The sequence below is a fragment of the Kosakonia pseudosacchari genome (genome assembly GCF_900184035.1).
Lineage (GTDB): Bacteria > Pseudomonadota > Gammaproteobacteria > Enterobacterales > Enterobacteriaceae > Kosakonia > Kosakonia pseudosacchari.
The window spans coordinates 750459-769793 of sequence record NZ_FXWP01000009.1; the positions used below are offsets into that span (position 1 = coordinate 750459).

At 55.3% G+C, this 19335-nt stretch carries 17 protein-coding genes; 4 read left to right on the plus strand and 13 right to left on the minus strand.

What is annotated here, in order from left to right:
- From plsX to yceD, 3 genes are all read right to left on the minus strand, one after another.
- On the minus strand, positions 1-1089 hold the full coding sequence (gene plsX, locus BN2591_RS05645) for a phosphate acyltransferase PlsX (protein ID WP_086869728.1): 1089 nt from the start codon (positions 1087-1089) through the stop codon (positions 1-3).
- 79 nt (positions 1090-1168) lie between these two features.
- On the minus strand, positions 1169-1342 hold the full coding sequence (rpmF, locus tag BN2591_RS05650; protein WP_020457446.1) for a 50S ribosomal protein L32: 174 nt from the start codon (positions 1340-1342) through the stop codon (positions 1169-1171).
- Between the two features lie 16 nt (positions 1343-1358).
- Complete coding sequence (gene yceD / locus BN2591_RS05655) at positions 1359-1880, minus strand: 23S rRNA accumulation protein YceD (RefSeq protein WP_007374493.1); 522 nt, start codon at positions 1878-1880, stop codon at positions 1359-1361.
- A 141-nt stretch (positions 1881-2021) separates the two neighbouring features.
- On the opposite strand from yceD, the gene BN2591_RS05660 reads away from it, so the two are divergent.
- Both BN2591_RS05660 and BN2591_RS05665 read left to right on the plus strand, forming a co-directional pair.
- On the plus strand, positions 2022-2606 hold the full coding sequence (locus BN2591_RS05660; protein ID WP_086869730.1) for a Maf family protein: 585 nt from the start codon (positions 2022-2024) through the stop codon (positions 2604-2606).
- Positions 2607-2691: 85 nt separating this feature from the next.
- A complete protein-coding gene (locus BN2591_RS05665; protein WP_086869732.1) occupies positions 2692-3843 on the plus strand; it encodes a dienelactone hydrolase family protein in 1152 nt (383 codons plus the stop codon).
- A gap of 41 nt (positions 3844-3884) precedes the next feature.
- Here the strand turns inward: BN2591_RS05665 and rluC are convergent, their stop codons facing one another.
- Positions 3885-4838, minus strand: a complete 954-nt coding sequence (gene rluC / locus BN2591_RS05670) for a 23S rRNA pseudouridine(955/2504/2580) synthase RluC (protein ID WP_086869968.1) — start codon at positions 4836-4838, stop codon at positions 3885-3887.
- Between the two features lie 570 nt (positions 4839-5408).
- On the opposite strand from rluC, the gene rne reads away from it, so the two are divergent.
- Complete coding sequence (rne, locus tag BN2591_RS05680) at positions 5409-8555, plus strand: ribonuclease E (RefSeq protein ID WP_086869734.1); 3147 nt, start codon at positions 5409-5411, stop codon at positions 8553-8555.
- Between the two features lie 39 nt (positions 8556-8594).
- Here the strand turns inward: rne and BN2591_RS05685 are convergent, their stop codons facing one another.
- Positions 8595-9497 (minus strand): LysR family transcriptional regulator, encoded by a 903-nt coding sequence (locus tag BN2591_RS05685; protein WP_425268943.1) that lies wholly within the window; start codon positions 9495-9497, stop codon positions 8595-8597.
- A 161-nt stretch (positions 9498-9658) separates the two neighbouring features.
- Between BN2591_RS05685 and BN2591_RS05690 the strand changes: the two genes are divergently transcribed.
- A complete protein-coding gene (locus BN2591_RS05690) occupies positions 9659-10870 on the plus strand; it encodes an MFS transporter (protein WP_086869737.1) in 1212 nt (403 codons plus the stop codon).
- An 81-nt stretch (positions 10871-10951) separates the two neighbouring features.
- Here the strand turns inward: BN2591_RS05690 and flgL are convergent, their stop codons facing one another.
- The 8 genes from flgL to flgE form a co-directional block, all read right to left on the minus strand.
- Positions 10952-11920, minus strand: coding sequence for a flagellar hook-associated protein FlgL (flgL, locus tag BN2591_RS05695; RefSeq protein WP_086869739.1), 969 nt, complete (start codon positions 11918-11920; stop codon positions 10952-10954).
- A 14-nt stretch (positions 11921-11934) separates the two neighbouring features.
- Positions 11935-13584: a flagellar hook-associated protein FlgK gene (gene flgK / locus BN2591_RS05700; RefSeq protein WP_086869741.1), complete on the minus strand. Its 1650-nt coding sequence runs from the start codon at positions 13582-13584 to the stop codon at positions 11935-11937.
- 75 nt (positions 13585-13659) lie between these two features.
- Entirely contained in the window at positions 13660-14616 is a 957-nt protein-coding gene (gene flgJ / locus BN2591_RS05705) for a flagellar assembly peptidoglycan hydrolase FlgJ (protein WP_086869743.1), read from the minus strand.
- Complete coding sequence (locus tag BN2591_RS05710) at positions 14616-15713, minus strand: flagellar basal body P-ring protein FlgI (RefSeq protein WP_065368750.1); 1098 nt, start codon at positions 15711-15713, stop codon at positions 14616-14618. Before BN2591_RS05710 ends, flgJ begins: the two co-directional genes overlap by 1 nt.
- 12 nt (positions 15714-15725) lie before the next feature.
- On the minus strand, positions 15726-16424 hold the full coding sequence (gene flgH, locus BN2591_RS05715; protein WP_086869970.1) for a flagellar basal body L-ring protein FlgH: 699 nt from the start codon (positions 16422-16424) through the stop codon (positions 15726-15728).
- A 57-nt stretch (positions 16425-16481) separates the two neighbouring features.
- Positions 16482-17264, minus strand: a complete 783-nt coding sequence (gene flgG, locus BN2591_RS05720) for a flagellar basal-body rod protein FlgG (protein ID WP_086869745.1) — start codon at positions 17262-17264, stop codon at positions 16482-16484.
- A gap of 16 nt (positions 17265-17280) precedes the next feature.
- Positions 17281-18036, minus strand: coding sequence for a flagellar basal body rod protein FlgF (locus BN2591_RS05725; RefSeq protein ID WP_086869747.1), 756 nt, complete (start codon positions 18034-18036; stop codon positions 17281-17283).
- A gap of 20 nt (positions 18037-18056) precedes the next feature.
- Positions 18057-19334: a flagellar hook protein FlgE gene (flgE, locus tag BN2591_RS05730; protein ID WP_086869748.1), complete on the minus strand. Its 1278-nt coding sequence runs from the start codon at positions 19332-19334 to the stop codon at positions 18057-18059.
- Position 19335: the final 1 nt, after the last annotated feature.

Sequence of the window (19335 nt, forward strand, 5' to 3'; positions counted from 1 at the left end):
TCAGTCACTCTTGGGTAATATACACACGCTCTGGTTTTCGCCATGCGTTGCAGACGAAGACGAGTGTGCATACACAGATTCCAGGCGAGCGGCGATCCGTTGTGGAACCTGCCGCTGCACCGCCTGCACTGCCTGCTCAATTGCCACGCAAAATGCGCGCTGATTCGCCGCACCATGACTCTTAATCACAGTGCCGCGCAATCCTAACAGACAGGCGCCATTATACTGGTCGGGGTTGAGGTGACTGAATCGCCTTGTCAGGCTTTTTTGTAACCAACGCTTTAATAAAATCAGCCACCACGACCTTTTTTTCCCTTCACCCTGCGATTTCAGCAGCGAAAGAAACATTCTGACAACACCTTCCATTGTTTTTAATGTGACATTGCCGGTAAAACCGTCACACACCAGCACATCCGTTTTGCCGGTCAATAATTCGTTCGCTTCAAGATAACCAATGTAGTTCATTGAGGACATGGAGCGTAATAATGCCGCAGCATCACGGATACTCTCGTGGCCTTTGGTCTCTTCTTCACCAATATTCAGTAGCGCCACACGTGGGTTGGCAATGCCGAGGATCTCTTCGGCCATCACCGCGCCCATCACGGCAAATTGCGCCAGCATCGTGCTGTCACAATCGACGTTCGCCCCAAGATCCAGCACAACGGTCTTGCCTTTCTGTTGATGAGGCAACACGGTCACCAGCGCCGGACGCTCAATTCCCTCAAGCGGTTTGAGCAGCATTTTCGCCAGCCCCATCAGCGCGCCGGTATTTCCCGCGCTCACACAGGCCTGTGCACGCCCTTCTTTAACCAACTCCAGCGCCATGCGCATAGAGGTACCACGACTACTACGAATCGCCTGCGCGGCGCGCGCATCACTGGCAATAACTGACTGGGCAGGAACAATAAGCAAGCGCGAGCGTTGCTCGAAATCAGCTTTGGCAAGTAATGGCGTGATAGCGTCGGGATCGCCGACTAAAAGAAGGTTGAGTTGAGAATTAGAGTTCAGTGCCTGCAAAGCTGCAGGCACTGTCACGGATGGGCCAAAATCTCCCCCCATGACATCTAACGCCAGGGTTAGACGTGTCAAGGTATCGTCGCAGCCTGGTTCGGTTTATCCCCGCTTATGCGGGGAAATCCTCACTAAGCTTCATCACGCTTGCGCGTGATTACTTAGTGATAACCTTGCGACCACGGTAGAAACCGTCGGCGGTAACGTGGTGACGCAGGTGGGTTTCACCAGAAGTTTTGTCTACAGACAGGCTGGTGACTGCGGTCAGCGCGTCATGGGAACGACGCATGCCACGTTTGGAACGGGTTGGTTTATTCTGTTGTACGGCCATGGACCTTACTCCTTAATTACTTACGCTTTAAGCTGGCTAATACGGCAAATGGGTTTGGTTTCTGCGCTTCATCAGGCAGTTCCCCAAAGACCATGTCCGCCTCGGACACTTCACAGTGTTCAGAATCATGCACCGGAACTACCGGCAGGGAGAGAATGATTTCATCCTCGACCAGCGCCAGCAGATCGATTTCACCGAATTCGTTAACCTCAATCGGCTCATACGCTTCCGGCAGTGCTTCAGCCTGTTCGTCTGAACGCACAGGACTAAAACAATACGTGGTGTAGACCTGATGGGTGAACGGTTTCCCGCAACGCTGGCACTCGAGCGATACCGTGACTTTCGCATCACCGGTTAAAACGGCGAGACGTTGGTTATCGATAGCGAACGACATGGAGCATTCCACATCACTGTCTACGCTGACTACAGATTCAGCGACACGCTCCGCCTGTTCGGGAGTATAGATACCCTCGTAATCAAGGCGTTTTTGAGCCGTGCGAACCGGATCAAGAGTCAGGGGTAATTTTACCTTTTGCATAGGGCGCGCATATTAACTTTGTAACGTCATATAGTCAAAGAAAAAGGCAGCCTGCGGTTGCCTTTTGCCAATAATTCGCACACATTGCGGCCTACAGTTTAAAATGCCTGTCATTGTTAAGCCATATTTGGTGAAAAAAATATGTCGCAAATTATCCTCGCTTCCACTTCGCCCTACCGCCGCGCCCTGCTCGACAAGCTCGGCTTACCCTTCGAATGCGCCGCGCCGCAGACAGACGAAACCCCGCACGCAGGCGAAGCGCCTCGCCATTTGGTGCTAAGACTGGCGCAGGAAAAGGCGCAATCACTGGCGCAAAAATACCCTCAACATTTGATTATTGGCTCCGATCAAGTGTGCGTGCTTGATGGCGAAATTACCGGGAAACCGCACACAGAAGAGAATGCCCGCCAGCAATTACTGAAAGCCAGCGGCAATATTGTGACTTTTTATACGGGTCTGGCGCTGTTTAATTCCGCAACCGGTCATTTACAAACGGAATGTGAGCCTTTCGACGTCCATTTTCGCCGTTTAAGTGAACAGGAAATCGACGACTATGTCCGCAAAGAGCGCCCATTGAACTGTGCCGGTAGCTTCAAAAGCGAAGGACTGGGTATTGCGCTGTTTGAACGTCTTGAAGGACGCGACCCCAATACATTAATAGGGTTGCCGCTGATAGCATTGTGTCAGATGCTGCGGCGTGAACATTGTAACCCATTGTTAAGCTAATGCTTTCGCGATCACAGTTTCTTTTTTAGGCAAACGCTACATTCATCACCATTATTAAAACATCGTTTTAATTTAAGGAGAGGTGATGAAGATTTTACGTACGTTGCCGCTGATGTTTGCCCTGTTGGCGTCTGGCAATGTGTATGCCCAAGATGAGTGGCAAACAGAGGGGATTGTTGAAGGTAATCTTCCGGCAAGCTGGCAAACGCTAAAAGCGCAGATGCACTATCCCGATTCGTGGTTATCGGGCAACTACAACGATTTTCGCCAGTGGCAATCCCATAGCCGCCAGCTGTTTCGCCGCGCCCTGCTCACCCCGGATGCCACTAAGCCCTTTTCCCCTCACTCGATAGCCAAAGAAGATCGTGGCAGTTATACCGCTGAAAAGTTATCGCTGAATATTACAGACGATAATCGCATTTCCGCGCTGTTACTGATGCCGAAAACACCTGGGCCGCACCCTGCTATCGTTCTGTTGCACGATCATGGCTCGAAGTTTGATATCGGCAAAGAGAAGCTGATCCGCCCGTGGGGCAACGCAGAGCAACTCGCCAGTGCGCAAGCGTGGGCTGACAAATTCTTCAGCGGAAAATTTATTGGTGATGAACTGGCAAGCCGGAGTTACGCCGTTATCGCTATCGACAGTCCCGGATGGGGCGATCGCGGCCCGATGATTTATGAACAGCAACAAGCGCTGGCCAGCAACTACTTCAATCTGGGACGCTCGCTGGCAGGCGAAGTGGCCTATGAAGATATGCGCACGGTCGATTTTATCGCCGCGCATCCCGGAGTGGACAGTAAACGCGTTGGCGTGTTGGGTTTCTCAATGGGTGGTTTTCGCGCCTGGCAACTGGCGGCGCTAAGCGAAAAAGTCGCTGCTACCGCGGTTATTTCGTGGTTTGGAACTTATAACGGTCTGATGCAACCCGGTAATAACGTGCTACGCGGTCAATCCGCTTTCTACATGCTGCATCCAGGGATGCCCGCCCATATGGATATTCCGGATATCGCCAGCATCGCCGCGCCGAAGCCAATGCTGATTTTCAGCGGTGGCAAAGACAAGCTTTTCCCGGCAGAGGCGGTAAAAGACGCTTTCAACAAAGTGCATCGGGTGTGGTCTTCGCAGCAGGCGGACGACAAACTGGTGACGAAAAGCTGGCCTGAGCTGGGACACGTCTTTTATCAGGAACAGCAAAATGAAGTGCTTCCGTGGCTGGACAAATGGCTGAAGCCGTAAGCAAACCATGTTTTCCCCTCGCAGACGCGAGGGGAAAACAATTACTTAGCGTTGCGTAACACCTGCAGACAATGTTTGAGTGCCTCATCAAGCGGCGCCTCTATACGCAAGGTTTCGCCCGTATGGGGATGCGTAAACTTGAGTGCCGCAGCGTGCAGAAACAGTCGTGACAGCCCTGTCTGCGCCAGTTGCTTATCAAATTCGCGGTCGCCATAGCGATCGTCAAAAGCAATCGGGTGGCCGGCATGCTGAGTATGTACACGAATCTGATGCGTACGTCCGGTCACCGGGCTACAACGCACCAGCGTCGCAAATTCGTAGCGTTCTTCAACTTTAAAGCGCGTTTCTGAAGGCTTGCCTTCGCTGTTTACCCGCACTATCCGCTCGCCGCTTTGCAGAATATTTTTCAGCAAGGGTGCCTGCACCACTTTGACATGCGACTGCCACTGGCCGCGGACCAGCGCCAGATAATCCTTCTGCATATCTTTACCGCGCAACTGCTCATGCAGGGAACGCAGTGCGGAACGTTTTTTTGCCACCAGCAAAACACCGGAGGTGTCACGATCTAAACGGTGAACCAGTTCAAGAAAACGGGCTTCCGGGCGCAACGCGCGCAAACCTTCAATCACGCCAAAGCTCAACCCGCTACCGCCGTGTACTGCAGTCCCCGAGGGTTTATTCAGCACCAGAATATGATCGTCTTCATAGAGGATGACGTCGGTTAGCTGGGCAACTTTTTGCAAATGCGGAGAAACTGCCTCTTCTTCTTTTTCTGCCACGCGTACCGGCGGAATGCGGATTTCATCCCCCGCTTCCAGCTTATATTCCGGTTTTACACGTTTTTTATTCACCCGCACTTCACCCTTACGCAGGATGCGGTAAATCATGCTTTTAGGTACCCCTTTGAGCTGGGTACGTAAAAAATTATCGATACGTTGCCCCGCTTCATCAGCAGTAATAGCAACAAATTTTACGGATGGTGTCTCAATTTTCATGGGAGGCGATTCTAAATAGCCACGCTGAATAGCGCCACTCATTTTTCTATGCTTATATTTACAATTGACCCGGCAACTTCGTTTTACACAGTTGATTCGGCGGTTATTAAACCAATCTCCGGGCAAAGGTGAAAAAACTGTGAGTAACCGGGTGATAAATGGTAAAAGTCAGCTTGCTATAACAGGGTTCGCAAGGAATAATGTTGCGGTTTTCCGTGTTGAATCTTGTTAAAACAAGTAAATGAGCGGAATGACCAGTTTTGCCTGTCCGATCATACACGCAGCAATGGCGTAAGACGTATTGAGCTTTCAGGCAGTTAGCGGGCTGCGGGTTGCAGTCCTTACCGGTAGATGGAATCTTCTCTGGAGAGTTTTTCCCAGGCTGTTCCCCTGATAATTGCGCTGTGTTTTCCACAGGAAACACAGGCAACCGACACACTGCGCCTCTTTAGCGAGCGACAACCGTGAGGTTGGCGACGCGAATAGTCTCGAGGCCATCGGTTCTCCCCCGGAAAGGCGTTATCTTGCCCGCAGCTTAGTCGTCAATGTAAGAATAATGAGTAAGTTACGATGAAAAGAATGTTAATCAACGCAACTCAGCAAGAAGAGTTGCGTGTCGCACTTGTTGATGGTCAACGCCTGTACGACCTGGATATCGAAAGCCCGGGACACGAGCAGAAAAAAGCGAACATCTACAAAGGTAAAATCACCCGCATTGAACCCAGCCTTGAAGCCGCATTCGTTGATTACGGTGCCGAGCGTCACGGTTTCCTCCCCCTCAAAGAGATCGCCCGCGAATACTTCCCCGCTAATTACAACGCGCATGGACGTCCGAACATCAAAGACGTACTGCGTGAAGGTCAGGAAGTCATCGTTCAGATTGATAAAGAAGAGCGCGGCAACAAAGGCGCGGCACTGACCACCTTTATCAGCCTTGCGGGCAGCTACCTGGTGCTGATGCCGAACAACCCGCGTGCGGGCGGCATTTCTCGTCGTATTGAAGGCGACGATCGCACCGAACTGAAAGAAGCGCTCTCCAGCCTGGAATTACCGGATGGTATGGGGCTTATCGTACGCACCGCAGGCGTGGGCAAATCCGCCGAAGCGCTGCAGTGGGATTTGAGCTTCCGTCTGAAACACTGGGAAGCTATCCAGAAAGCCGCCGAAAGCCGCCCGGCGCCGTTCCTGATCCATCAGGAAAGCAACGTGATTGTGCGCGCCTTCCGTGACTATCTGCGTCAGGATATCGGCGAAATCCTTATCGATAACCCGAAAGTGCTTGAGCTGGCGCGCCAGCACATCGCTGCGCTGGGTCGTCCGGATTTCAGCAGCAAAATTAAACTTTACACCGGGGAAATCCCGCTGTTCAGCCATTACCAGATTGAGTCGCAGATTGAATCCGCTTTCCAGCGTGAAGTTCGTCTGCCATCCGGTGGCTCTATCGTTATTGACTCCACCGAAGCGCTGACTGCCATCGATATCAACTCCGCACGCGCAACGCGCGGTGGCGATATTGAAGAGACCGCCTTCAACACCAACCTGGAAGCGGCAGATGAGATCGCTCGCCAGCTGCGTCTGCGTGACCTGGGCGGCCTGATCGTTATCGACTTTATTGATATGACCCCGGTGCGCCATCAGCGCGCGGTGGAAAACCGTCTGCGAGAAGCGGTACGTCAGGATCGTGCGCGTATTCAGATCAGCCATATTTCCCGCTTCGGCCTGCTGGAGATGTCCCGCCAGCGCCTGAGCCCATCGTTGGGCGAGTCCAGCCATCATGTCTGCCCGCGTTGTAGCGGTACGGGCACCATTCGTGATAACGAATCCCTGTCGCTGTCGATTCTGCGTCTGATTGAAGAAGAAGCGCTGAAAGAAAACACCCAGGAAGTGCATGCGATTGTGCCGGTTCCGGTCGCGTCATATCTGTTGAACGAAAAACGCGCCGCGGTAAGCGCTATCGAAGCCCGTCAGGGTGGCGTCCGCTGCGTGATCGTGCCAAACGACCAGATGGAAACCCCGCACTACTCCGTACTGCGCGTGCGTAAAGGCGAAGAGACGCCAACGCTGAGCTATCTGCTGCCGAAACTGCACGAAGAAGAGATGGCGCTGCCGTCTGAAGAAGAGTACGCCGAGCGTAAGTTACCTGAACAACCAGCACTGGCTACTTTCGTTATGCCGGACGTTCCGCCAGCACCACAAGCACCGGCCGCAAGCGCGAGTCAGGCGCAACCTACCGCAACACCGGCAGCAGCGCCAGGCCTGCTTGGTCGTTTCTTCTCTGCACTGAAAGGCTTGTTCGCGGGTGAACCTGCTCCGGCGCCGGTTGAAGTGAAAGAAGAGAAAAAAGGCGAGAAGCAAGAGCGTCAGCAGGATCGCCGTAAATCACGCCAGGGCAACCGTCGCGATCGTAATGACCGCCGTGACAACCGCAGCGAAGGCAATGAAGCGCGCGAAAGCCGTGATAACCGCGAAGGCCGCGAAGAGAATCGTCGTAACCGTCGTGAGAAATCACAGCAAAACGCCGAAGCCCGTGAATCTCGCCAGCCGGCCGCTGTTGATGAAACAGAAAAAGCGAAATCGCGTGACGAGCAGCAGCAACCTCGCCGCGAGCGCAACCGTCGTCGTAACGATGATAAACGCCAGGCGCAGCAGGATGTCAAAGAGCTGAACCGCGATGAACAACCTGCTCAGGAAACTGAACAGGAAGAGCGCGTGCAGGTCATGCCGCGTCGTAAACAGCGTCAACTCAGCCAGAAAGTACGAATTGGCGGTGACAACAACACAGAAAACCGCGTTGAAGAAGCCCCCGTACAGAACGCCGTAGCGCAAAACACGCAGCTGGCGAAAGTCGACCTGCCAGCAGTGGTTGAAACCGCACCGGTACAGGAACAGGATGAAAATGCTGAAGCACGCGAAAACGCGATGCCGCGCCGTTCGCGCCGTTCTCCGCGCCACCTGCGTGTGAGTGGTCAGCGTCGCCGTCGCTACCGTGATGAGCGTTATCCGCTGCAATCTGCCATGCCGTTGACCGTCGCCTGTGCGTCACCGGAAATGGCGTCCGGTAAAGTGTGGATCCGCTATCCGGTTCCACGCCAGCAGGAAGAGCAGCAGACTCAGGAACTGGCCGTTGAAAACAACGCCGCCCCTGAGCAGGATATCGCTCCGGCTATAGCTGAAGCACAACTGGTTGCACATCCGCAAGCGGACGTTGTTGAGCCGCAGGCGACGGTTGAAAATGCCGAGCCGGTCGTGGTTGAACCGCAAGCCGCGATTGAAGCACCGCAGCCGGTTGCAGTTGAAACCGCTCACCCGGAAGTCATTGACACGCCGGTAGATGAACAACCGCAGCTGATTGCTGAAGAAGATCGAACTGTTGCGCAGGAAGTAGCTGAAGAAGCCGAACCAGCACAGCAGGAAGTCGCGTCAGCAGCAGAAACGCCAGCCACTGATGCGGTAGAGGAAACAGCCGAAGAAACGGCTGCGCCAGTTGTTGCCGAGCCGGTGAAAGCGCCGGTAGTAGCGCACGTTGCTCCGGTAGCACGCAAAGTGGCTACCGCGCCAATGACCAAAGCGCCAGCGCCTGCCTATGTGCCGGACGCGCCGCGTCACAGTGACTGGGTACGCCCGCACTTCGTCTTCGAAGGTAAAGGTTCTGCGGGTGGCCACAGCGCCACGCACGCGGCGACCGCCCCCGCGACGAAACCGCCAGCGGCTGAGTAATTCACTGGCAGTAAAAAGCCGACCCTCGGGTCGGCTTTTTTATGCCTGTCGCACCGGATGGCGCATACCGCCAAGCCCCGGCATCACTTCACGCATCAGTTGTAAAAATTTCCGTAATCGCGCGGGATAATAGCGCGCCCACGGATAAACCAGGTGAACCGGCAGCGGCGCTGCCTGCCACTGCGGCAACAGCGCTATCAGTTTGCCACTGCGCAGCTCCTCTTCCACCGCCCAACTGGAAATCAACGTCACGCCAAGCCCGCCGATAGCGGTATTACGGGCGGCATACAGGCTATCGGTATAAAGCCGTGGCGCAATCGCCACCTGCTCCGTATCGTCGCTTTGCAGATGGCTAAGATGAATTTCATGCTGGTAGAACGTACTGAGCGCAATCCACGGCAATGCTGATAGCTGCTGCGGTGTGTCGACAGCGGGAAAACGCGCCAGTAACGCGGGTGACGCCACGATACTGCGGGGAACTTCCGCCAGCAGTACCGACACGGTTGCCGGATCCACTTCTGCCCCAACGCGAATGGCGCAATCAATATTGGCACTGAGAAAATCGACATTTTTGTCATTGAGCATCCATTCAACGGAGAGTTGCGGATGGCGTTCAAGAAACTGGGTCAACGGACCGAGCAGTTGTTCCTGACCAAAAGCATGCGGCGCGCGCACGCGCAAAATCCCCACCGGCTCGTCGTCGGACTGGCTCAGTTCATCTTCCAGCGCCACCCAGGCATCCGCAACGCGCTTTGCATGCTGGTAGCAGCGTTCGCCATCATCCGTCAGCTTCATCGCATGGGTGGTGCGCAAGAGCAACTTAACGCCGAGCAGCGACTCCAGCGACTGCAGACGGCGGCTGACCGTCGCCTGAGTCGTATCGAGCTGGCGTGCCGCCGCCGACAGCGACCCGGCTTCCACGATACGGATGTAGGTCCGCATCAAATCCACCCTATCTATACGCTCTTGCCGTTTCATTATTATCTTACCTATACGTTTCACGTATAACCGTTTTACCACTCCGCTGGCTACCGCGCCATGCCCGGCTGCGTAAAAATGGCCTCACTTCGTTATTCACACCTAACGTTCCTGGGGAACCTGTTATGAACCGTCATTCTCTTTCGTCAGATGTTGTTGGCTGGGTCATTTTTGCCCTCGCGCTCGGCGCCGGATTCAGCGTCGCGGCTATCTACTATTCGCAACCGCTGTTGCCATTAATGGGCAGCGACCTGCACTTAACCGTCAACGGTATGGGCCTGGTTCCGACGCTCACCCAGGCCGGTTATGCGCTGGGCATTTTGTTCCTGCTGCCGTTGGGCGACCGCCACGACCGCCGCCGTCTGATCCTGTTTAAAAGCGCGGCACTGGCGCTACTGTTACTGGCCTGTAGCCTGACCAGCCATCTGCCTTCATTGCTGATCGTTAGCCTGTTACTGGGCATGGCCGCAACGATGGCGCAGGATATTGTCCCGGCGGCGGCTATTCTCGCACCGGCGGGCAAACAGGGGAAAATGGTCGGCACGGTGATGACCGGTTTACTGCTCGGCATCCTGCTTTCCCGTACCGTCAGCGGCTTTGTCGGCGCGGCATTCGGCTGGCGTATCATGTACCAGCTTGCCGCAGTCAGCATTGCGCTGATTGGTGTGCTGATGTGGTCGGTGCTGCCGCGCTTTGCGACGCACTCCACGCTGAGCTACCCGGCACTGATGAAATCAATGGCGCACCTGTGGCAACGCTATCCGGCACTGCGCCGCGCCGCTTTCGCCCAGGGCTTTTTATCCATTGGGTTTAGCGCGTTCTGGTCAACCCTTGCGTTGATGCTGCTGGAAAAATATCAGTTAGGCAGCGCAGTAGCGGGGACTTTCGGCATCGCCGGTGCGGCAGGTGCGTTAGCGGCACCGCTGGCAGGTGGCCTGGCAGATAAAGTGGGCGCCGAAAAAGTCACACAGTTAGGCGCGGGTCTGGTGACGATTTCTTTCGCCCTGATGTTCCTGCTGCCGGTACTGCCGCCGCATGGTCAACTGGCACTGATTGCCCTCTCGGCGGTAGGCTTCGACCTGGGTCTGCAATCCAGTCTGGTTGCTCACCAGAACCTGGTGTACGGTCTTGAACCGCAAGCGCGCGGTCGTCTGAATGCGCTGTTGTTTACCGGTGTGTTCATTGGCATGGCGCTGGGATCTGTGCTGGGCAGCAAACTTTACTCCGTCGCGTCATGGCAGGGTGTGGTGATGCTGGCAACGGTGTCGGGTTTGGTTGCTCTGCTGATTCGCCTGTTCGACGCCCGCCAACTCCAGCAAGCTGCGCAGAAAGCGTAGGATAAAAAAAAGCCCGCTCCGGGGTGATGGAGCGGGCATACCGAACATGCCCAGTTTCAAGACATGCTCAAAATGAAAACATTACTTATTCATCTGGAACAGCGACAGACCCTGCATATCGGTGAACGCTTTATAGGATGCTTGCAGCGCGGCTTGTTGCATGGTGTAAGACGAAATCACCGAGTTCCAGTCCACGTCAATCAAATCACTCTTCTGCTGTTTCAGCGCAACCGTACGGTCATCGCCCAACGCATCGAGGGTGTCCAGTTCGTTCAACTGCGTACCCAGTTCAGCACGAACAGTCGACACGTTGTTCAGGGAGTTACCCAGACCACGGCTGGTTTTATCCACTACGGCCTGCGCTGCTGCCTTGGCGGTTTCATCGCCTGCGACCGGGGTTTTCAGGGCGGTAATCGCCGTATCGAGCATTTTGAACAGATCGGTTTCCGAGGTGCCCGGCAGGCCGGTACCCGGATCAATCGGTTCTGGCGTGGCGTTGCTGCTGATATGGTTGAACACCTCGGTGCCCGTATGCGCAATCACCATGGTACGCGAGGCGTCAACCTGCTGGGAGATCGCCTGGTTACCACCGCTATATGTGCCAGTGGCATCATACGGCGCGCTTTCCGTTTTATAACCGCCAAAAATATAGCGGCCGTTACCGTCGGTGCTGTTCGCCAGGTTCAGCAACTGATCGCGATAGCCCTGCAACTCGGTTGCCAGCGAAGCACGGTCATCATCACTCAGCGAACCGTTGCCCGCTTTAACAATGGTGCCCTGCGCGCCAGTGATCGCGGTCGTCACCTGCTGCAATACGCTCTCTTCCAGGGACACTTTCTGCCTGGCGAAAGTACGCGCCGTCTCATACTGGCTGTTTTGCGCCTGCGCCTGCGAAATCACCACGGCCTGCGAAGCGGCAATCGGATCGTCCGACGGGCGGTTAACCTTCTGCCCGGTCGCCATTTGCTCGCCGTAACCCAACCACAAGCTTTGCGAGTTGGTCACGCCGCGCATGCTTTGTTCGTACATCATTTGAGTACTGATACGCATTTTTCACCCCTTACTTAGCGAATGCCGAGCAGCGCATCAAACAGCGTGCTTGCAGTTTGTAAAACCTGAGCGTTCGCCAGGTAATATTGTTGATAACGCTGCAGGTTACCGTACTCTTCATCGAGGTTAACCCCGGAGATCGACTGCTGCTGCTTGGTCAACTGCGTCACAACGTTCGTCTGCGTGGTGGAACTGGTTTTCAGCGTCGAGGTTTTGTTACCCACATCGCTGACCAGCGTGGCATACGCATCGTTAAACGTTTTATTCCCGCCGACGACTTTCGCGCTTTGCAGATTCAGCATCGCCTGACCGTTGCGGTTATCGCTCGCACCTGAACCGGCGACAGAAGCCATGGCGATTTTCGACTCATCGGTAACCGCAACGCTCATATTGACAATCGCATTGCTCACCGGACGAACGGTAAAGCTGTCGTTGGCTTTAGGACCAGTGGTGCTGGTGATGTTGACCTTCAGACCATCGAAATTCAGCGTGCCATCGGAAGGATCCGGCGTCACCGCAAAAGAGGTGTTGTTGGACAGACGGGTAACTTTCCAGTTGGTGCCATCGAACGCCACTTTGTAATCCGTCGCCTGCACCGCCGTGCTGTCGCTCACGGATGCGGTCAATACCGCATCACCCGTGTTTTTTGAGTTGCTGGTGGTTGATGGCGCGCCAATGGTAAAGAACTGACCACCTTGAGTACCATCCGCATCGAAACCCTGTTCATGTTGTTTGTTAAACGCATCAGCAAACGACAGCGCCAGTTGTCCGAGCGTATTACGCGCCTGGTCAAGATCCTGCGAACGGAACGCCAGCAAACCACCCAGTGAACCGGTGGTGATCAGTTTTTCGGGGATCTCAATATTGCCTGCGGTTTTGTCAACATACGCCACGGCAGTACGTGATGGATCGGCGCTGGACTGAACAGCCGCCAGCTGGCGCGCATCGCTGCCCTGCACCAGAGAGTAGCCATCACCCATGCTGATGTTGTAGGTGTTGCCATCCTGCACGCTGACTTCAACACCGACAATTTTGTTCAGTTCGCTGACCAACTGGTCGCGCTGATCGAGCAGGTCGTTCGGCGACGCACCGCCGCCAACCGCGGTCAGACGGGAAATCTGATCGTTAAGTTTGGCAATCTGCGTGGAGTAGTTGTTGATCTGATCAACGCTTGAAGAGATAGACAGGTTTACCTGTTTATCCTGGTCACGCAGGTACTGGTCGGCCACTTTGAACTGGTTAACCAGACCGTTCGCTTTACCCAGCATCGCCTGACGGGATGACGGGTCAGAGGCGTTACTGACCAGCGTTTGCAGGCTGGAAAAGAAGCTCTGCAGGCTGGTTGACAGTGAGTTAGTGGTATCCGACAGCACATCGTCAATTTTTGACATCTGCTGGTAACGCGTGGTCAAACCGCTGTTCTGGTTTTCCGCTGCACGCAGCTGATTAGTAATAAAGGCGTCATACTCACGCTGAACACCGGTAACGAGTACACCGTTACCCACCCAGCCGCCACCGGTCAGGGTACTGTTGCCTGAGGTGAGCACCGTCGTCTGACGGGTATAACCCGCTACGTTATAACTGGCAATGTTATTACTGGCGGTATTAAGCGCGGCCTGGGCTGCGTTGAGCCCACTCATGGCGCTGTTAATCAAACTGGACATGGAGGTTCCTTATACACTTTCAGACATGAGTCCTGTTGACGATTATCGGCAACCCAGGGCAAAACTTGAGATATTTCAGAACAGATTTTGGATATCCGTGCTGTAGGCTTTACTGACCTTTTCACCCATCGATTTAAGCTGTTGGATCATGCTGGTCAGCTTACGGGCGTAGTTTGGATCGGTCGCATAACCGGCGTTCTGCAACGCCTGCGCGCCCTGCTCCGCCGTCGCGGCAGTGGTCACCGCCGAGTAACGTTTATTACGCGTCAGCATGCCCACATAATCGGAGAGCGCTTCAAGATACGAGCTGTAAACACGGAATTTGGCTTTCACTTTCACCGCTTCGCCATTTTCATATTCCGTGGTGGTGATTTCCGTGGTCGGCCCTTTCCAGCCAGGCGTGGCTTTAACACCAAAAATGTTAAAGCTCGGCTCGCCGTTTTCACGCGGGATCTGGCGCTGGCCCCAGCCGGATTCCAGCGCGGCCTGCGCGAGGATTAAGTGATGCGGAACACCGCTCTGCTCGCTGGCAAGTCGCGCCGGCAGTGAAAGCTGGGCAAGGAAGTCTTTGCTGTCGCCGGTTAACGGTTCGTCGCCATCTTCCGGCACTTTTGGCATCGCTTTGCGCACCAGCTGTGTCAGCGCCTGGTTTTGATAGGAGGTCACGGTTTCCAGCGGGAACTTCATCGGCACCTGCTGCATCTGATCGGCAGGCTCAACAGGCGCCTGATCGCCAGCCATCTGCTTAACCATCATATCGGCCAGGCCAAGACCTTTGCCTGCGGTCATCTGTTGGGCAATTTGCTGGTCATACATGCTGGTGTACAGCCGCGTTGAATCACTGCTGAAAAGACCGTCTTTCGGTAACGCTTCGCGCATGCTTTTCAGCATCATCTGCACAAACATCCCTTCCATCTGGCGGGCAACCGGGCGCAGGTTCGCGCCAGGATCCTGCCGGGTTTGCGCCTTCAGTTCATTCAGTGATTGCGCGTCCCATGCCGCGCTCGTCAACAGTCGGCTGTCAGTCAACATTAGATGATCTCCAGTTTCGCACGCAGGCAGCCTGCGCTTTGCATCGCCTGCAGGATGGACATCAGTTCCATCGGGGACGCGCCGAGTGCGTTAAGCGCGCGGACTACGCTGTTCAGGTTGGCGCTGGAACGGACGCTTTGCAGCGAGCCGCCACTCTGGCGCAAATCAATCTGCGTTTGCGGTGTCACCACCGTCTGACCGCCGCCGAATGGCGTATTTGGCTGGCTCACGTTGGCCTGCTGATTCACCGTCACCGAAAGGTTACCCTGCGCGACTGCACAGTTATCCAGCGCCACTTCGCGGTTCATCACCACTGAGCCAGTACGCGAGTTAATAATGACTTTCGCGTCCTGTTGCGTAACGCCGACTTCCATATTCTGGATGTCTGCCAGCAAACGGACTTGCGAGCTGCCGCCGGTTGAGACGCGAACCTGCACGGTACGCGCATCCAGCGCGGTGGCGCTGCCGTAACCACGGTTACGGTTGATGGTGTCGGCAATCTGCTGCGCCATGCTGAAATCTTCCTGGTTCAGCTGCAGGTTAATGGTGTTGCCTGCGCCAAACTGGGTCGGCAGTTCACGCTCGATGACCGCACCGTTAGTGATACGCCCGCCGTTAAGCTGGTTGACCTGCACACTGCTGCCGCCCGCGGAAGCACCTGCGCCACCGACCAGAATGTTGCCCTGTGCCAGTGCGTAAACCTGGCTGTCAACGCCCTTCAGCGGCGTCATCAGCAACGTACCGCCGCGCAGGCTTTTTGCGTTACCCATTGAGGAGACCACGACATCGATAGTCTGCCCCTGGCGTGCAAACGCCGGGAACTGCGCGGTGACCATTACCGCCGCCACGTTTTTCAGCTGCATGTTGGTGCCGGTAGGAACCGTAATCCCCATCTGCGACAACATGTTATTTAAGGTTTGGGTGGTAAATGGCGTCTGGGTCGTCTGGTCACCTGTACCATCGAGCCCCACGACCAGGCCATAACCAATTAAGGAGTTTTCACGTACGCCCTGTACACTGGTGAGATCCCGGATACGGTCAGCCTGGGCGAAAGTCGCCACCAGCGCTAACACGATGCCAGTCAAATACTTAAACATAATTCACCCCGGTTACATCGGCGATAAGTTGAGGAAGAAACGTTGCAGCCAGCCCATGTTCTGCGCTTCGTTGATGTAGCCGTTGCCGACATACTCGATGCGCGCGTCTGCCACCTGTGTGGACGGAACCGTGTTGCTACCGCTGATGGTGCGCGGGTTCACGACACCCGAAAAGCGGATGAATTCAGTGCCCTGGTTGATGGCTATCTGTTTTTCACCCACCACATGTAAATTGCCATTGATCAGCACCTGATCGACCGTGACGGTCAACGTGCCGCTAAAGGTATTGCTGGCATTGGCGCCACCTTTGCCGTTAAAGGTATTACCACCGGAAGCAGAGAGATCGGCACGGGCATTACCAAACAGACCTTCCAGGTAACGCGGCGTGGTATCCATGCCGAAACTGGCCTTGCTATCACGGCTGGCATTTGCCGACGAGCTCTTACTGGCACTGACGTTCTCTTGCAGTACGATCGTCAGCGTATCGCCCACGTTACGCGGACGGCGGTCTTCAAACAGTGGCTGATAGCCGTAGTTTATCGGCTGCGCAGTTTGATAAATCGATCCATTTACCATCGGCACCGGTCCCGGAATCGGCTGAGCGGTGGTCGCCCCCTGAACCAACGGCGTTGATGGAACCCAGGCACATCCCGTCAGGGTTAATGCCACTAAAGCCATAATCGGATAGCTGCGCACGGCGTATTTTTGCATTGCATTCATCTTCGAAATCAGGGTTCCGGTGCGGCATTTACCGCACCGGATAACGCCTTAGAGTTGCGTCAGTTTTTGCAGCATCTGATCGGTGGTCGATACTGCCTTACTGTTTATTTCGTAAGCGCGCTGAACCTGGATCATATTCACCAGCTCTTCCGCCACGTTTACGTTTGAGGTTTCCACAAACCCCTGATACAGCATCCCCGCACCGTTCAACCCAGGCGTGGTGGCGTTTGGCGCGCCAGACGACTGCGTTTCCGCGTACAGGTTTTCACCGAGACTTTCCAGACCGGTGTCATTCATAAAGGTGGTCAGGTTTAACTGGCCTACCTGAACCGGCGCGGCGTTACCTTGCTGCGTCACACTGACCACGCCGTCGCGGCCAATGGTGATGCTCAGGGTGTTCGCCGGAATGGTGATCGCAGGCTGCACCTGGAAACCACCTGCCGTGACCAGCTGGCCATTCTGGTCAACCTGGAAGGAGCCATCGCGGGTATACGCCGAGGTACCGTCCGGCAGCAGCACTTCAAAGAAGCCCTGCCCTTTGATCGCCACATCTTTACTGTTGTTGGTCTGAGACAGGTTGCCCTGGCTGTGCAGACGCTCGGTTGCCACCGGACGAACACCGGTACCGATCTGCAAACCCGAAGGCAGCGTTGTCTGTGCGGAAGACTGCGCGCCAGGCTGACGAATTGTCTGGTACAGCAGATCTTCAAATACCGCGCGCTGGCGCTTAAAACCATTGGTGCTGACGTTCGCCAGGTTGTTGGCGATGACATCCATATTGGTTTGTTGGGCGTCGAGGCCGGTTTTTGCGATCCATAATGAACTGATCATAAGTAGTCCTGTTTAATTAGCCCATTGACAGCAATTGGTTGGCGCGCTGGGCGTTATCGTCGACGCTGCTGATGATTTTCATCTGCATTTCGAAACGACGGGCGCTGGCGATCATGTCGGTCATAGCGGCAACCGGCTTGACGTTACTGCCCTCCAGCACACCTGACATCACGCGAATAGACGGGTCGTCCTGCAATGTCGTACCACGGGTCGCTTGTGCGGTCTGGCTCAGACGGAACAGCCCGTCATCACCGCGCACCACTTCCTGCGCGTCCGCTTTCACCAGCTTCAGCTTGCCGACCGGCGCGATAGTATTCGCCGGATCGCCAGGGTTCAGCGATGAAATCGTACCGTCAGCCGCGATACTAATTTGCGAACCTTCCGGTACCGCAATCGGGCCGCCGTCGCCAATCACCGGATGCCCCTGAATGGTCAACTGGCCGGTTGCGCTCACCTGGATATTCCCGTTACGGGTATACCCTTCAGTGCCGTCCGCCGTCTGTACTGCCAGCCAACCGTCCTGCTGCAACGCCACGTCCAGCGGACGTGAGGTGTAGTCAAGTTGACCTGGCGTCATATCGGCGCCAGGCGTAGAAGCCACTACCAGCGTACGGGTAGGCAGTGAAAGCCCTTCTACCGGTACCGCGCGCAGCGCATTGAGCTGCGCGCGAAAGCCTGGCGTGGACGCATTCGCGAGGTTGCTGGCGGTGACAGCCTGCTGATTCAGCGTCTGGCTGGCGGCGCCCATCGCGGTGTATATTGCGTGATCCATTAAGCCATCCCGTCAGACGATTAACGCAGGTTAACCAGCGTGTTAAGGATCTGATCCTGGGTTTTGATGGTCTGCGCGTTCGACTGATAGTTACGCTGCGCGACGATCATGTTCACCAGTTCTTTACTCAGATTCACGTTTGATGCTTCCAGTGCGCCGTTGGTCAGCTTACCGAAGTTGCCGGAACCCGCTGTACCCACGATAGCAACGCCAGAAGCGGTGGTCGCAGACCAGACGTTATCCCCTTCGGATTTCAGGCCTTCGTTGTTAGCAAAGTTCGCCAGCACGATCTGACCCAGTACCTGGGTTTTCTCGTTGGAGTAGCTGCCCACCACGGTGCCGTCATCGTTGATGGCGTAGCTCACCAGCGATCCTGGCGGGTAACCATCCTGATCAACAGAGGCTGCGCCGCTGCTGCCGGTGTTTTGCTGCATGGAGTTCAGGAAGCTCAGTGAGTAAGTGCTGGCAGCAGAACCATTCAGGCTGGCCAGTGCGATGTTGATCTGCGGCTGCGCGTTCGGCGCGGCGTTCAGGTTCCAGGTACGCGGCGTAGTGGCCGGCAGCACTTCGGTGTAGTTAGTCACGGAAGTGAGCGTACCGTTGGAGCTGAACGACATCTGCGCAGCTTTTTCATAAGAAGAGCCGGAAATGCTGGAGTCTTTGGTGTAGACATCCCAGGTGTTATCCGCAGTTTTAACGAAGTAGCAGTCAACCGCATGTTCGTTACCCAGGCTGTCGTAAGACGTTACCGTGGTTTTTTTGTTGTAGGTATCCGAGTTCGTCGGATCGAACGGGGTCGTCGTCGGAATGGTCGCCGTCGAGTTCAGGTTCATCGGCATCGTCGCCGTCTTGGTGGCACGCGCCGACATCACGGTCGTTGGGATGTTAATGGTCGTCGGGTTAGCACCGGTCTGTACTACCGGCGGTGTACCCGCAACCGGGTAACCGGTCAGCTGCATACCCTGCATGTTGACCAGGTTGCGGTTCTCGTCCAGCTTGAACTGGCCGTTACGGCTGTAATAAACAGAACCGTTGGTATCCACCATGCGGAAGAAACCGTTCTGGCTAATCGCCACGTCCAGACCACGACCGGTGTTGGTCGTTGTACCGTCGGTAAAGTCCTGAGTGATACCAGCAACTTTTACGCCCAGACCCACTTTAGAACCGGCAAACATATCGGCGAAGGACGCAGAGCCGGATTTAAAGCCATAGGTGGCGGAGTTGGCAATGTTGTTACCAATGACATCGAGGTTGGTGGCCGCAGCATCTAGGCCGCTGACCGCTTGTGAAAAGGCCATG

Excerpts from the sequence above, each read along its gene's own strand:
- BN2591_RS05710 (WP_065368750.1), bottom strand. The coding sequence starts at position 15,713 with ATGTTTAAGTATTTGACTGGCATCGTGTTAGCGCTGGTGGCGACTTTC.
- BN2591_RS05685 (WP_425268943.1), bottom strand. The coding sequence starts at position 9,497 with ATGCGGACCTACATCCGTATCGTGGAAGCCGGGTCGCTGTCGGCGGCG.
- BN2591_RS05665 (WP_086869732.1), top strand. The coding sequence starts at position 2,692 with ATGAAGATTTTACGTACGTTGCCGCTGATGTTTGCCCTGTTGGCGTCT.
- BN2591_RS05725 (WP_086869747.1), bottom strand. The coding sequence starts at position 18,036 with ATGGATCACGCAATATACACCGCGATGGGCGCCGCCAGCCAGACGCTG.
- rne (WP_086869734.1), top strand. The coding sequence starts at position 5,409 with ATGAAAAGAATGTTAATCAACGCAACTCAGCAAGAAGAGTTGCGTGTC.
- flgE (WP_086869748.1), bottom strand. The coding sequence starts at position 19,334 with ATGGCCTTTTCACAAGCGGTCAGCGGCCTAGATGCTGCGGCCACCAAC.
- flgL (WP_086869739.1), bottom strand. The coding sequence starts at position 11,920 with ATGCGTATCAGTACTCAAATGATGTACGAACAAAGCATGCGCGGCGTG.
- BN2591_RS05660 (WP_086869730.1), top strand. The coding sequence starts at position 2,022 with ATGTCGCAAATTATCCTCGCTTCCACTTCGCCCTACCGCCGCGCCCTG.
- flgK (WP_086869741.1), bottom strand. The coding sequence starts at position 13,584 with ATGTCCAGTTTGATTAACAGCGCCATGAGTGGGCTCAACGCAGCCCAG.
- flgJ (WP_086869743.1), bottom strand. The coding sequence starts at position 14,616 with ATGTTGACTGACAGCCGACTGTTGACGAGCGCGGCATGGGACGCGCAA.
- BN2591_RS05690 (WP_086869737.1), top strand. The coding sequence starts at position 9,659 with ATGAACCGTCATTCTCTTTCGTCAGATGTTGTTGGCTGGGTCATTTTT.
- rluC (WP_086869968.1), bottom strand. The coding sequence starts at position 4,838 with ATGAAAATTGAGACACCATCCGTAAAATTTGTTGCTATTACTGCTGAT.
- yceD (WP_007374493.1), bottom strand. The coding sequence starts at position 1,880 with ATGCAAAAGGTAAAATTACCCCTGACTCTTGATCCGGTTCGCACGGCT.
- flgG (WP_086869745.1), bottom strand. The coding sequence starts at position 17,264 with ATGATCAGTTCATTATGGATCGCAAAAACCGGCCTCGACGCCCAACAA.
- flgH (WP_086869970.1), bottom strand. The coding sequence starts at position 16,424 with ATGCAAAAATACGCCGTGCGCAGCTATCCGATTATGGCTTTAGTGGCA.
- rpmF (WP_020457446.1), bottom strand. The coding sequence starts at position 1,342 with ATGGCCGTACAACAGAATAAACCAACCCGTTCCAAACGTGGCATGCGT.